We start from the raw sequence: 13,807 nt of genomic DNA on the forward strand, positions 1-13,807 counted from the left end.
AAACAGGAGTTTATTCCATTAAAATATTGTAGAACCAAATAAAATAAGCAACTATGAACTTAAAATCAATTTACATTACTTTTTTATTATTTGTTTTCACGGCAGGTATTTTTGCTCAAAACCGTGAATTCAATGGCCTGGATATGAATATGGGTAACCTGTACAGGCTATCCAGTGCGGAGACCCGCTCCATCAGCCCCGAAAACTTTACCGGGGAGAAAGGAAAAGGAGGTATGGCTATACCCGACCCCAATGCACCCCGGAATACGGCTAATGCTACTCATGCCGCACGTGATTTGGGACAAGGATGGAAAGTAAATCCTTATGTACGTATCAATCCGGGAGAAACGTTCACTATGGCTGAAATTGAAGGGCCCGGCGCCATCCAACATATTTGGATGACCCCTACAGGCAACTGGCGCTTTTCAATCATCCGCGTATACTGGGATGACGAGACTGAACCCTCGGTGGAGTGCCCGATCGGCCATTTTTTCGGTATGGGATGGAATGAATATGCACCCCTGAACTCGATGCCTGTTACGGTAAATCCAGGTAGCGCGTTTAACTCTTACTGGGTGATGCCTTTCCGCAGGAAATGCAGAATAACCATGACCAACATCAACGATGCCGAAGCCATGAACCTGTATTATCAGATTGACTACACATTGACTGATGTTCCGGCAGATGCCGCCTATTTTCATGCGCAGTACCGACGTACGAAAGTGAACGAAACATCCGATTATACAATCGTCGACGGCATTAAGGGAGAAGGCCATTACGTAGGTGTGTACATGGCCTGGCAAGTAAACAATAACGGTTGGTGGGGCGAAGGAGAAATTAAGTTCTTTATGGATGGAGACAAAAAATTCCCGACCATCATCGGAACGGGTACTGAAGATTATTTCTGCGGATCCTACAATTTTGACAGGCAAGGAAAGTACGTTACATTTACCACACCTTATGCGGGCCTGGTTCAGGTATTGCCTCCCGATATTACGTACAGATCGGGACAACGTTTCGGACTGTACAGGTGGCACATAATGGATCCTATCCGTTTCAAAAAAGACTTGCGCATAACCATTCAGGATTTGGGATGGCGGCACGGCGGTCGTTATTTACCGCAGCAATCGGATATTTCGTCTGTGTGTTTCTGGTACCAATCTGAACCACATGCCAAATTCCCGCAATTACCCGATTGGCAGCAATTGGAAGTTAATTAAAAACCGAGGAATAATGAGAAAGATATCGCTGAAAATTCTTCTGAGTGTCATATTAGTATCTATTTGCAGTTTAAACACATATTCGCAAACACACACATTCCGGAAAGAACTGGCGTTACTAAAACGAGTGGATTTGCTTCCCGCTTACCGTCACAATCAACTTATAGACCAAGAATCGAGTTACGATCGAACGTGGGGAAACGACGACGGTTTTTCGGGAAAATACTCCTATATCCGGAAGGAAAACGGACACCTTGTCCTTGCAGAATTTGAAGGTCCCGGTGTGGTAAACAGGATCTGGACTCCTACCCCTACCAACGACTTTCTTTCGTTTTATTTCGATGGCGAAAAAACACCGCGTTTGAAGATTCGGTTTACGGATCTCTTTTCGGGAAAAGTGTATCCGTTCGTAAAACCGGTTTGCGGAAATGAAATTGGTGGATATTACTGCTACATTCCCATCCCGTTCAAAAAATCACTGAAGGTTGTGTTTGAAGGAGAAAAGATCATGTTTCATCAGATACAAGCTCGAAAGCTGCCGGGCATGGATGTGGAAAGTTGGACAGGGAACTTCTCGGAATCCGACCGGGAGCTTTTGTCGGAAATAAGCACGTTGTGGTCCGGTATTTTTCCAACGGTACAAAATTATACGTCGGGGTTGTCGGCCGGAATTAAAACGGAACAAAAAAGCTTTACGCTGCAACCGGGAGAGGAGTTCACATTTTTCGATAAAAAAACAGCAGGACGCATTGTTGGATTCGAAATAGATGGAGGAACATCGTTCGAGGGTATTTATAAAGATATTATCCTTTCGGCGAAATGGGACGATGAAAAGGTGGAGTCCATCCATGCCCCGGTTGCAGATTTCTTTGGTTATGCTTATGGAAAACCGGCCATGCGAAGTATCTTGATGGGTAGGTACGGAACAACCAACTACTGTTATCTACCCATGCCTTATGACCGTGCAGCTTCCATGAGATTAATTTACAGAGAAAGAAAGAGCGTGCAGCAAAATCCCGTCCAGGTGAATGTGAAGGTTTATTACAACAACACGAAGCGTAGCCTAAAAGACGAAGGAAAATTTTACAGCGTTTGGAAGAGGGAAAAACCCGATATGGGTAAATTTTATACGTTTTTGAAAACAGCGGGTAAGGGTCATTATGTAGGAACCGTTCACCTGGCACAAGGACTTCGTCCGGGGATGACACTGTTCTTCGAGGGAGATGACAGCACGCGTATAGACGGAAAGGCACGCATGCATGGCACGGGGTCGGAAGACTATTATAACGGTGGCTGGTATGCTCTACTCGACCGTTGGGACAGAGGAATAAGCATGCCTGTTCACGGTTCGCTGGATTATTCTCTGCCTATGAACAGAACCGGTGCTTACCGCTTCTTCCTTTCCGACAAATTGTCTTTCGAGAAAGAGATTTATCACGGAATGGAACACGGCGAATCAGGCAATAATTTTCCGGTAGATTACACATCGGTAGCATTTTTTTATGCGTCACAACCCCTTAAGGAAAAAATGGAACCTACTGCTGAATTACGCGAGGTTTACCTGCCTTCTGCTCATGTCTATTTTCCGCAGTTAATGCAAGTTACTCCCGAAAGAGGAATCGGGGTGATTTTAGACAGAGGCCTTATGCTGACAGCTTACGGTCAGGGTGCTGCAAGGATTATGCTCACGGACGTTCCCGAAGGAAATTACAAGGTTCTGGTTACTTATCACGAACGGGAAAACGGTGCCGATTTTCAGGTTTGGCAAAGGCAAAACCAACTCTCGGAATGGATATCGACCAAAGCCGGTCAGGAAAAGTACAAGGAAAAAGTTCATGTGGGTGATATTCAACTCACTCAGCAAACGAATTCGATAACGTTTCATATCCGGAAAAACGGGAATGCCGACTTATTTGAACTGAATTTAATTACACTAGAAAGAATAGATTAGTTGGTATGCAGAAACGTTTTTTTGTGATCGGATTTGCGTGGATCGCCCTGTTTTATTGGAGTGTATTTGCTCAGGAACAAATTTCTGTCCCGCATAATTTCAGCAAAGCCCTTGAGCATATGCAATACGACCGGATGGGAGATGAAAAGGGAAAAAGGTCGGTGAGAATAATAGACCGGAACACGTTGCATGTGAAACTCACCTTTTCCCTGGACCAACTGCTGCGGCAAGATGACTGGCAACTGACCCTTAAACCGGCCTTTACTCCCTCTTTCCATTGGTCGCCCCATTTGACTCCTACCGATAATCACGTGATCGATCAGCATGTTTTCCGTTCACCGGCGCTTATTATCGCCGATAAAGATCAAGTTCTTGCGCTCATTCCCGATTTAAGCGTTATGCAGAGAGGTACGCCTGTACGGTGGTACCTGGACCTGAGTACCGAAACCAACACGCTGACGCTGGGAATGAGTGATAGCCGCGTCGCCGACCATGTTCTTTTCGAACGTACTGAAGGAGCGGAATATCCGGCCGGAAAAGTGGAAATCGGATTTTATCTGCTGCACTATACGGATGAGGGTTCTATCGTAAATCCCTTTAGAAAACCGTTGGATTTTATCTGGTCAAACTGGGGGAGAGAAGCCTACAGAGCTGGTAATCCCATAAGAGGCGATTTGGAGCCTTACATAGAACACACGTATGACTGGGCATTTAAAAACTGGAAGGAAAGCGTGTGGCAGGAGTTTGAAGTTGAAGGGCGAAAAGTGGGTGCGCCTGCCTTTATCGTTAATGTAACACAAAGCCCCAATTATCCGGGTGAGGTAAACGAGCGAGAATTCAGGTCTGTCTGGAACCAGGCGTGGTTTAGCTCTCTTCGCTCGGCAAGCGGATTGTACCGGTATGCCAGGAGGACAGGCAATGAGGAATTGATGAAAAAAGCCCGGCTTACCAAAGAGCTGGCCCTCTCTTTTCCACAGCTCAACGGTTTTTTTTACGGACTTATCGGCACCGAAATGCACGAAGTGGAAATTGACGGTAGAAAATACAACCGCAGCAAAGGTTGGGATACCCATTATTGGGGCAACTCTAATCGGAATCCATATACGTGGAACCCCCGCGAATCGCCGTTTCATATTCTGGATATGAGCTGGACGGGTTTACTGATGCTTCGTTGGTATGATGAGTTGGAAAAAGATATCCGGTTGCTTGATTTTGCCGAGAATTATGCCAAATCGCTGCTGAAAACCCAATATCCCAACGGTTTTTTTCCGGCATGGTTGTCGCTCGATAAACTTGAGCCGATGGAGCACCTGAACGATTCGCCCGAAACATCCCTGTCGGTAACCTTTCTTCTGAAACTGCATGAGCTAACCGGGAAGCAGGAATATAAGGAAGCTGCGCTTAAAGCTATGGAGGCGGTGATCCGTGAGGTTATCCCTACGGGACGCTGGGAAGATTTTGAGACCTACTGGTCTTGTTCCCGGTATGGTTCACAAGATCTGGTCGGGAAAAAAGTTCTACGCAATAACATGCACAAGCAAAATAATTTTTCCATGTTTTGGACGGCAGAAGCCCTGTACGAGTGTTATCGCACGACAAGCAACAGAAAATATTTGAGATCTGGTCAGCGAACACTGGATGAATTGCTGATGACACAAGCATCGTGGCAACCGCCATATATGTTTGTAAATGTACTGGGTGGATTTGGAGTCCTTAATGCGGACGGCGAGTGGAACGATTCACGCGAAAGTTTATTTGCTGAGCTTATTTTACAATACGGAAAACTGCTGAATAACCGTGAGTATATCGAAAGAGGCTTTGCTGCACTAAAAGCATCGTTTGTGATGATGTACTGCCCCGAAAATCCGTTGACACAAGTACAGTGGGAGAAAGTTTATCCGTTTTTCGGGGAAAAAGATTACGGATTCACGATGGAGAATTACGGCCACGGGGGACGAACAAGCTCCGAAGGAGAAGGAATGGGCGAATTCACTATATACGATTGGGGAAACGGAGCTGCTGCCGAAGCCTATAATCGGATATTGGACAAATTCGGGGAAATCGAACAATAGAAAAATAAGAAGTTTATAATATAACAGTCTAAAATGAAACGTATGAAGCTGAAGAAATTAAATCTGTTTTTGCTCACAGCAGGGTCCATCCTTGTTTCCTGCACAGGCAACGCTAAAAAATCATCGGACAATATGAAAAAGGAGTATGAAAAAGGGACATTTGGATACGATCTGAATTATCTATCGAAAAAAGACAGCCTCATTGTGCTGAAGTCCGACGACGGAAAAGCACAGGTGATCGTGTCTGCCAAATATCAGGCAAAAGTCTTTACCTCAACGGCAAACGGTGAAGAAGGAAATAGTCTGGGTTTTGTGAATTACAAGTTCTTTGATGCAGGAACAGTGGATGAGCATATGAACGGATTTGGTGGGGAGAATCGGTTGTGGCTGGGCCCCGAGGGAGGACAGTATTCTATCTATTTCAAACCGGGAAAAGAACAGGTTTTCGATAATTGGCATACCCCTAAAGCCATAGACATAGAGGAGTGGAAAGTGGACCGTGCTACTCAGGAAGAAACTGTGTTAACCAAAGATATGGAACTTGAAAATTATCAGGGAAGCATCTTAGATATAACCGTAGAGAGGAAAATTTCGCTTGTTACCGAAGCAGAAATGGCAAGCAAACTGGGTGTAACCCTGCCCGATGGAGTAAGCGCTGTTGGCTATGCTACCGAGAATAAAATCACCAACAAGAATGATTTTGAATGGACCAGCAAAACAGGAACCGTTTGTATATGGATGTTGGATATGTTCAATCCTTCGGATTCCGCAGTAACCGTTGTTCCATATAACGAGGGAGATGAGGGCCAGCTGGGGACACTGGCAACGACGGACTATTTCGGTGAAATTCCAGCTGACAGGCTGAAAGCCGAAAACGGAACGCTCTACCTGAAAACTGACGGAAAATTCAGAAGCAAACTGGGGATGAATGCTAAACGAACAAAAGCTATTGCGGGCAATTACGACCCGATTTCCAAGAGACTTACGGTAATTACGTTCGATGTTGATCCTTCTGCAGTGTACCTGAACCAGGAATGGAATCCGGCAAGAAATCCACTTACAGGAGATGCCCTGAATGCGTATAACGATGGCCCGCTGGAAGATGGCAGCATCATGGGGCCTTTCCTGGAACTGGAAAGCTGTTCTCCGGCAGCATTTTTAAAACCGGGAGAATCATTGTCGCATGTACACAATGTTTACCATTTTGTAGGTGACGAAGCAGTCTTGTCGCCTGTTTGCGAAAAATTGCTCGGAGTAAGTATCCATCAAGTTACAACCATTTTCTGAAAAAAACAGTATGGAACGAGCATGTAAATCAGTTGCACCCGAGCAAATGATTAAAAGCAAGTTCCATGCAACACATTTAAAATCAATAATTTTATTCGTATGAATAGCAACGTAGAAAAACATCGTTTAGTGCCTGCGGGAATTGTGTTTCCGTTTATCCTGCTTACTTCCCTATTTTTCATTTGGGCGGTTCCCAACAACATGACCGATACCATGCTGGCCGCTTTCAAGCGGATCATGAGCTTGTCGGATACGCAAACAGCTTGGATCCAGGTAGTTTGTTATTTGCTCGGTTATGGGTGCTTCGCCCTTCCGGGTGCCATTTTCATTAAAAAACACACGTACAAGTATGGTGTATTGTTGGGATTGGGATTATGTATCTTCGGAGGAGTATTGTTTTATCCGGCAATGTTGGCTAATAACATCAGCTCACCGCTTAGCTTCGCTACCTATTTGCTGGCTATTTTTGTCCTTTTTGCGGGACTGTCGGTATTGGAAACATCGGCAAATTCCTACGTGTATGCATTAGGCGATCCGCATACGGCCACGCGACGACTGAATTTCTCGCAGTCATTCAACCCTTTCGGTGCATTAACCGGAGTACTGGCAAGCCAGATCTTTGTACTCTCGCAATTAAATACGATGAGTGCAGCGGAAAGAGCAGTGTTGAACGAAGCCGAGTTGGTAAACGTTCAGAATGCAGAGTTGAATGCGGTCACCATAGCCTATCTCATACTGGGTTTGGTAATGCTTGCCCTTTTCCTGTTAATCTTTTTTACTAAAATGCCTCAGGCACAGGATGAGGACAAAACCCTGAACCTGAAAGCGACCTTCAATCGCTTGAAAAGAAATAAAAACTACGTTTGGGGTGTTGTAGCACAGTTTTTTTACGTCGGTGCGCAAATTGCAGTTTGGTCGTATATCATCCGGTACGCCATGCAGCAATTGCAGTTTGATGCTGTAATCTCGGGCTTGGGAAATAACGCATCTCAGGAATCAATTATTGCAGCTCTTCGAAGCGTTGAACCCATTGCCGGCGGATTTTATAACTTGGCGGAATCGCTGGGGATTGACGCTTTGCTGCCGAGAACTGCCGAACAGGCTGGGGCCACCTATTACGTACTTTCTCTTGTTTTGTTTGTAGTAGGACGTTTTGTGTGCACGTTCCTGATGAAATGGACCAGGCCGGTAAATTTACTTTCAGCCCTTTCAGTACTTGCGGTGGTTTGTTCATTAGTTGCTATTTACGGTCAGGGATTTATTGGTGTTTATGCCTTAATGGGAATATCGGGCTGTATGTCGCTGATGTTTCCCACCATTTATGGAATTGGGATGAAAGGACTGGGGGAAGATACCAAGATTGCAGGATCGGGGATGGTGATGGCTATTGCGGGTGCCGCACTATTGACTCAAATGCAGGGCATTCTTTCCGACCAGGCAGGAAGTATCGAATTTGCGTATTGGGTGCCCACCATCGCTTTCATCATCATTGCGTTTTACAGCTTTACGGTAGCACGAAGTAAAAAAATCAAAATTAACGGATAATGGAAAAATTAGTTATAGGAATCGATTACGGAACGGACTCCTGCCGGGCGTTAGTCGTTGATGCTGTTTCGGGAAAAGAAATGGCTGCACATGTTGCATTTTATCCCCGGTGGAAAAAAGCATTGTACTGCGATGCTTCCAAGAATCAATACCGCCAGCATCCGCAAGATTATATCGATACGCTGGAACAGGCTGTAAAAGGAGCATTGGGACAACTTCCTGCGGATGCGGCCCGGCAAGTTATCGGTATCGGCATCGATACCACTGGTAGCACACCCTGTCTGACCGACAGACAGGGAACTCCCCTGGCCCTGTTGCCTGATTATGCCGATAATCCCAACGCCATGTTTATTTTGTGGAAAGATCATACTTCCATCCAGGAGGCTGGGGAAATCAACCAACTCGCTTACCGGTGGGAGATTGATTATACTTCCCGTTCAGGAGGAATTTATTCATCGGAATGGTTCTGGGCTAAGGCATTGCACGCCTTGCGCGAAGATGAATCGATTCGTAAAGATGCCTATTCCATCGTTGAACATTGTGATTGGATGCCGGCACTCCTTACCGGGAATTTGAAACCCGAAGAACTGAAACGTAGCCGCTGTGCGGCCGGACACAAATGCATGTGGGCCGAAGAATGGGACGGTTATCCTTCCCAGGAATTCCTCTCGGAACTGGATCCGCTGCTAAACGGGTTTGCAGCCCATTTGAGCGCTTATACGTACACGAGTGACGCAAGTGCCGGCAAACTGTCCGAAGAGTGGGCAGGGCGACTCGGATTGCCCGGAGGGATTGATGTGGCTGTAGGCATCATCGATGCTCACGCCGGAGCAATCGGAGCAGAAATAAAGGCAAACACGATGGTTAAGATTCTGGGAACCTCCACGTGCGATATTGTGGTTACTCCCAAGTCCGACATAGAGGACAGGTTGATCCCCGGCATCAGTGGGCAGGTAGACGGCTCTGTCATTCCGGGCCTTGTCGGACTGGAAGCAGGGCAATCGGCATTCGGCGATGTATATGCCTGGTTACGGGATTTGCTTTCGTGGAGTTTTGCAGTTTTGCCGGCAGGGGATGTGGAGAATGCCACCGGGAAAATTCTTCAGAAACTGACCGAAGAGGCGCAGGATCTTCCGTTAACCGATGACGGGATCACCTCCAGCGATTGGTTCAACGGCCGCCGCACACCCTTTGCCGACCAGACCTTAAAGGGGGGAATTACCGGATTGACACTCGGAACAACACCAGCTCAGATTTTCAGGAGTCTGGTGGAAGCTACCGCCTTTGGTTCGAAAGCCATTATGGATCATATTGAAAAAGAAGGGGTGAAAGTGACCGAAGTGATTGGCGTGGGAGGGATTTCATTAAAATCGCCTTATGTGATGCAGGTACTTTCTGATGTAATGGGAGTGCCGATAAAAGTGGCTGCTACGGAACAAGCAGGTGCGCTGGGTGCGGCTATGTGCGCGGCGGTGGCTTCGGGAGTCTATTCCTCGTTGGAAAATGCGCAGTGTGCTATGGGACAAGGAGTACGGGCTGAATATTTGCCGAATGAAGGTCGTAAACCTCATTACGCCGGGAAATACGAAAAATACCGGAAATTGGGATTGTTCTTAACAACATAAGTCATATTGACCTCAGCGATGCTGGCATCTGTCGGGTTTGTTTTATCCTGCCACGTTTGTTCGGATTCCAAGCTCCCCTACCCTGTCAGCTATTTTCCGCAACTCTTCCAGGGAGACTTTTTCGAGCTGTTTGGCGGGTGTTTCGCGGTCGATGGTGTAAATCATCACCTCGCGGGGAGAAAGTGCTCTGACGAGCTCTAACCAGGCAGAAACTTCCTTTTCGGTGGAATTATCCAGCCGCTTCCCTTCAAACTCGCCTCTGAGAAACATCGTTTGCAAGATAAAATTACCGCGAAACTTCTTGTAAAGTTCCACTTGGCGGGCAACCGAATAATTGGGAGAATTCGGACGGTCAATGAGTTTAGCGGTTTCGTCAAAAGCAGAGTCGAGTTTGAGAATGGGGTTGTCCACTTTCCGGAGAGTATCGAAAACGGATACCTTGCCCACGTTAATTCCATTCGACAGAACGCTGATCTTTGCTTCGGGATAATACCTATCGCGCAGCGAAACGGTATCTTCAATGATGCCTGAAAATTGAGGATGCATCGTCGGCTCGCCGTTTCCGGCAAAAGTGATGACGTCGAGTTTTACGTTTTGCCCGCGCAGCGATTGCAATTTATCTTCCATAGCGGCGTAAACGTTTTCTCTATCGGGAAGCTTTGTTTTTGTTCTGAAATCCTTGTTGAATCCGCATTCGCAATAAATACAGTCGAACGAACAAAGCTTGCCGTCGTAAGGTAACAGGTTTACGCCCAGTGAAGTGCCCATCCGGCGGCTGTGAACCGGGCCGTAAACTATTTCGTGAAAAAGGATGGTAGACATGTTATTTAGCTAAAAAAATAATGTTGAAAGATCATAGCCACGATACAATTTGATCCGTCCCAAAACCGATCAACACGTACCGCAACAATTTTCCGATAGTCATCGAAACCATTACCACGGGAACGTTTGCCCGCATAAACCCTAACGCTACCAGAATGGCGTCGCCTACGGCGGGAAGAAATCCGAAAAAACCCATTATTGCACCCTTGCCGTGCAACCATCTGATCGTTTTATCGATCTTTTCCGGTTTTATTTTGAACCACCTCTCCAGCCATTCGGTTTTTCCCAGTTTTCCCACATAATAACAAGTGGCTCCTCCGGCAGCATTCCCGATGGTGGCATAAAAGACAGAAGTCCAAACATCCATTCCTGCGGCGATAAGCGCCGCAAAAACTACTTCAGAGCTGAACGGCAGTACCGTTGCTGCTAGGAACGATGCAAGCAATAGTCCCCAATACCCGTATTCTGCTAATCCGTCAAGCATAATCAATGCGCTTCCAGCCAGTTATCCCCCACTCCACAATCCGTTTTCAGAGGGACACGGAGTTTATAGGCGTTTTCCATTTCCTCGACAACAATTTTTTTCATCCTTTCCAGTTCGTTTGCCGGAACGTTGAAGTTAAGTTCGTCGTGTACCTGAAGAATCATTTTCGATTGCAGTCCTTCCTTTTCCAGCCGGTTAAAGATGCGGATCATTGCCACTTTTATAATGTCTGCCGCACTCCCCTGAATGGGTGCGTTTATCGCATTCCTTTCCGCATACCCACGAACGACGGCGTTTTTGGAATTGATGTCGGCCAAAAAACGTTTGCGTCCCAACACGGTTTCCACATAACCTTTTTCGCGTGCGTCGGCAATGCTTTCGTCCATATAGCGTTTCACGCCGGGATAGGTGGCGAAATAACCGTCGATAAGTGCTTTGGCTTCCCCACGAGGGATATTCAGCCGTTCGGAAAGTCCGAAGACCGAAATGCCGTAAATAATTCCAAAATTGGCGGTTTTTGCCTTGCGCCGCATGTCGGAAGTGGCTTCTTCAACGGGGATATGATTGATTTTGGCGGCTGTGGCGGTATGAATATCCAGTCCCTGGTTAAAGGCTTCCAGCATATTTTTATCTTCGCTCAGGTGCGCCATGATGCGGAGTTCAATTTGCGAATAGTCGGCGGAAAGAAACGTGCACCCTTCGTCCGGGATGAAAACGCGTCTCATTTCTTTACCGCGCTCATCGCGAATGGGTATGTTTTGCAGATTGGGGTTGGTGCTGCTCAGTCGTCCCGTTGCAGCGACGGTTTGGTTGAAGGAGGTGTGTACTTTTCCCGTCCGGGGATTTACCAGTAAGGGAAAAGCATCGATATAGGTTCCCAGCAGTTTCTTCAATCCCCGTTGCTCCAGTATTTTTTCGATAACGGGATGTTTGTTGCGCAACTTCTGTAATTCATCTTCGCTGGTACTGTATTGCCCGGTCCGGGTTTTTTTTGGTTTTTCGATAATTTTCATCTTTTCGAAAAGCACTTCCCCTATTTGTTTGGGTGAATTTACGTTGAACTCCTCCCCGGCCATAGCGATGATTTCCGCTTCAACTTGTTGCAGCTCGGCGGTAAATTCTTCCGAAAGTTGAGCCAACGCGTCTAGATCGAGACGAACACCCGTCCATTCCATATCGGCAAGTACATAAACGAGGGGCGACTCCACTTCGTAAAAGAGGTAATCGAAGTTGTTTTGTCTGATCTCCTCCTCCAGCATGTTCTTCAACTTCAGCGTGATATCGGCGTCTTCTGCCGCGTAATCGCAAACGACTTGTTTATCCACGTCACGCATTGATTTTTGATTTTTTCCTTTTGGACCGATTAGCTCTTCAATATGGATGGTTTTGTATTTCAGGTAGGTTTCTGCCATGTAATCCATCCCGTGCCGGAGTTCGGGATTGAGGAGATAATGCGCAATCATCGTATCGAAGAGTTTTCCTTTTACGCTAATGCCGTAATGGCGAAGGGAGAGGATATCGTATTTGAGGTTTTGTCCAATTTTTTCGATCCGGTCATTTTCGAAAAAAGGCCTGAAAATATCTACTTGCTTTTGCGCTTCTTCCCTGTTTTCGGAAATGGGCACGTAAAACGCTTCGCCCTCAGTGTATGCAAACGATAGGCCCACCAGATCGCTCAACAGCGGGTCGATTCCGGTTGTCTCGGTATCGAAGCAAACCGTTTGCTGTGCGCAAAGTTGTTGATTCAACTCTGTAAGTTCCTGTTCCGTTTCCAGTAATTTATACGTATGCCTGGTGGAGTGGATGTCGGAGAAGCTGCCCGGGAGTTCAACCGGAGCCGTTTTTACTTCTTCCAAAACATCGCTGAAGCCACTGAACAAGTCGCCCTGGACGGGTTGTTTACCAATCGGTTTTTGGGGTTCAATTTTCAGTACCCTGTTTATCAATGTCCTGAATTCCAGTTCTTCGAATATCTCTTTTATAGCTGTTTCGTTCAGTTCTTTTCTTTTCAAGCTTTCGATACTGGTCTCTATAGGAACATCTGTCCTTATCGTGGCCAAAAATTTTGAAAATAAAATCTGTTCCTTGTTCTCTTCAATTTTTGTACGTAGCGTTCCTTTCAGTTTATCACTGTTTTCAAGCAGATTTTCAACGGATCCGAACTCTTCCAACAGCTTTTCCGCTGTTTTAGGTCCCACACCCGGGCAGCCGGGAATATTGTCGGACGTGTCGCCCATCAGGCCCAGCAAATCGATTACCTGTGATGGGTGGGAAACGCGGTATTTCTCCATCACTTTCTTATCGTCCAGTATCTCGAACTCATTACTGCCGTATTTGGGTTTATAGATAAATACATGCTGCTCCGTCAATTGTCCGTAATCCTTGTCCGGAGTCATCATATAAACGTCAAACTTATCTTTATCCGCCTTTTTGGCCAGGGTTCCGATTACATCGTCAGCTTCGAAGCCTTCCTTTTCAAGCACCGGTATGTTGTAGGCTTCCAGGATTTTTTTGATGAGGGGGACTGAAGCTTTTATGTCTTCGGGAGTGGCTTCGCGCTGTGCTTTGTAGGCCTCAAACTCCGTATGACGGAATGTGGGTCCCGGGGGATCGAAAGCAACGGCAATGTACGAAGGGTTCTCTTTTTTCAGCACTTCTTCCAACGTATTCACAAACCCGAAAATTGCCGATGTATTCTGTCCTTTCGAATTAACGCGAGGGTTTTTAATAAATGCATAATATGCTCTGTAAATCAACGCATAAGCATCGAGTAGAAACAGTTTCTGTTTGGACATATAAAC

9 protein-coding genes are annotated in these 13,807 nt (G+C 46.3%); 6 read left to right on the forward strand and 3 right to left on the reverse strand.

All coding sequences use genetic code 11. The annotated features are described in order from the left end of the window. Window positions 1–53 precede the first annotated feature (53 nt). The 6 genes from KCV26_04900 to KCV26_04925 all read left to right on the forward strand — a co-directional run bounded on the left by KCV26_04900 (window position 54) and on the right by KCV26_04925 (window position 9,700). Window positions 54–1,220: a DUF2961 domain-containing protein gene (locus KCV26_04900; GenBank protein WZX37718.1), complete on the forward strand. Its 1,167-nt coding sequence runs from the start codon at window positions 54–56 to the stop codon at window positions 1,218–1,220. 13 nt (window positions 1,221–1,233) lie between these two features. Then, window positions 1,234–3,171, forward strand: a complete 1,938-nt coding sequence (locus KCV26_04905) for a DUF2961 domain-containing protein (protein ID WZX37719.1) — start codon at window positions 1,234–1,236, stop codon at window positions 3,169–3,171. 41 nt (window positions 3,172–3,212) lie between these two features. Beyond that, window positions 3,213–5,243, forward strand: a complete 2,031-nt coding sequence (locus KCV26_04910) for a hypothetical protein (protein WZX38328.1) — start codon at window positions 3,213–3,215, stop codon at window positions 5,241–5,243. A gap of 33 nt (window positions 5,244–5,276) precedes the next feature. After that, the gene (locus KCV26_04915; protein WZX37720.1) at window positions 5,277–6,530 is read left to right on the forward strand and encodes a hypothetical protein; all 1,254 of its coding nucleotides are present in this window, start codon (window positions 5,277–5,279) and stop codon (window positions 6,528–6,530) included. 99 nt (window positions 6,531–6,629) lie between these two features. After that, window positions 6,630–8,075 (forward strand): L-fucose:H+ symporter permease, encoded by a 1,446-nt coding sequence (gene fucP, locus KCV26_04920; GenBank protein ID WZX37721.1) that lies wholly within the window; start codon window positions 6,630–6,632, stop codon window positions 8,073–8,075. Continuing rightward, the gene (locus KCV26_04925) at window positions 8,075–9,700 is read left to right on the forward strand and encodes a ribulokinase (GenBank protein WZX37722.1); all 1,626 of its coding nucleotides are present in this window, start codon (window positions 8,075–8,077) and stop codon (window positions 9,698–9,700) included. Before fucP ends, KCV26_04925 begins: the two co-directional genes overlap by 1 nt. Before the next feature lie 42 nt (window positions 9,701–9,742). On the opposite strand, the gene KCV26_04930 is transcribed toward KCV26_04925, so the two are convergent. From KCV26_04930 to polA, 3 genes are read right to left on the reverse strand one after another with little or no spacing between them, the layout of a single operon-like run. Then, the gene (locus KCV26_04930) at window positions 9,743–10,522 is read right to left on the reverse strand and encodes a radical SAM protein (protein WZX37723.1); all 780 of its coding nucleotides are present in this window, start codon (window positions 10,520–10,522) and stop codon (window positions 9,743–9,745) included. 31 nt (window positions 10,523–10,553) lie between these two features. Beyond that, window positions 10,554–11,006 (reverse strand): DedA family protein, encoded by a 453-nt coding sequence (locus tag KCV26_04935; GenBank protein ID WZX37724.1) that lies wholly within the window; start codon window positions 11,004–11,006, stop codon window positions 10,554–10,556. A 2-nt stretch (window positions 11,007–11,008) separates the two neighbouring features. Continuing rightward, a complete protein-coding gene (polA, locus tag KCV26_04940) occupies window positions 11,009–13,801 on the reverse strand; it encodes a DNA polymerase I (GenBank protein ID WZX37725.1) in 2,793 nt (930 codons plus the stop codon). Window positions 13,802–13,807: the final 6 nt, after the last annotated feature.

Origin of the sequence: Petrimonas sulfuriphila (assembly GCA_038561985.1) — a bacterium.
GTDB lineage: Bacteria > Bacteroidota > Bacteroidia > Bacteroidales > Dysgonomonadaceae > Petrimonas > Petrimonas sulfuriphila.

What these genes read in the sequence shown, in the direction of transcription:
- KCV26_04905 (WZX37719.1), top strand. Translation starts at nt 1,234, where the DNA reads ATGAGAAAGATATCGCTGAAAATTCTTCTGAGTGTCATATTAGTATCT.
- KCV26_04935 (WZX37724.1), bottom strand. Translation starts at nt 11,006, where the DNA reads ATGCTTGACGGATTAGCAGAATACGGGTATTGGGGACTATTGCTTGCA.
- polA (WZX37725.1), bottom strand. Translation starts at nt 13,801, where the DNA reads ATGTCCAAACAGAAACTGTTTCTACTCGATGCTTATGCGTTGATTTAC.
- KCV26_04915 (WZX37720.1), top strand. Translation starts at nt 5,277, where the DNA reads ATGAAACGTATGAAGCTGAAGAAATTAAATCTGTTTTTGCTCACAGCA.
- KCV26_04925 (WZX37722.1), top strand. Translation starts at nt 8,075, where the DNA reads ATGGAAAAATTAGTTATAGGAATCGATTACGGAACGGACTCCTGCCGG.
- KCV26_04900 (WZX37718.1), top strand. Translation starts at nt 54, where the DNA reads ATGAACTTAAAATCAATTTACATTACTTTTTTATTATTTGTTTTCACG.
- KCV26_04930 (WZX37723.1), bottom strand. Translation starts at nt 10,522, where the DNA reads ATGTCTACCATCCTTTTTCACGAAATAGTTTACGGCCCGGTTCACAGC.
- fucP (WZX37721.1), top strand. Translation starts at nt 6,630, where the DNA reads ATGAATAGCAACGTAGAAAAACATCGTTTAGTGCCTGCGGGAATTGTG.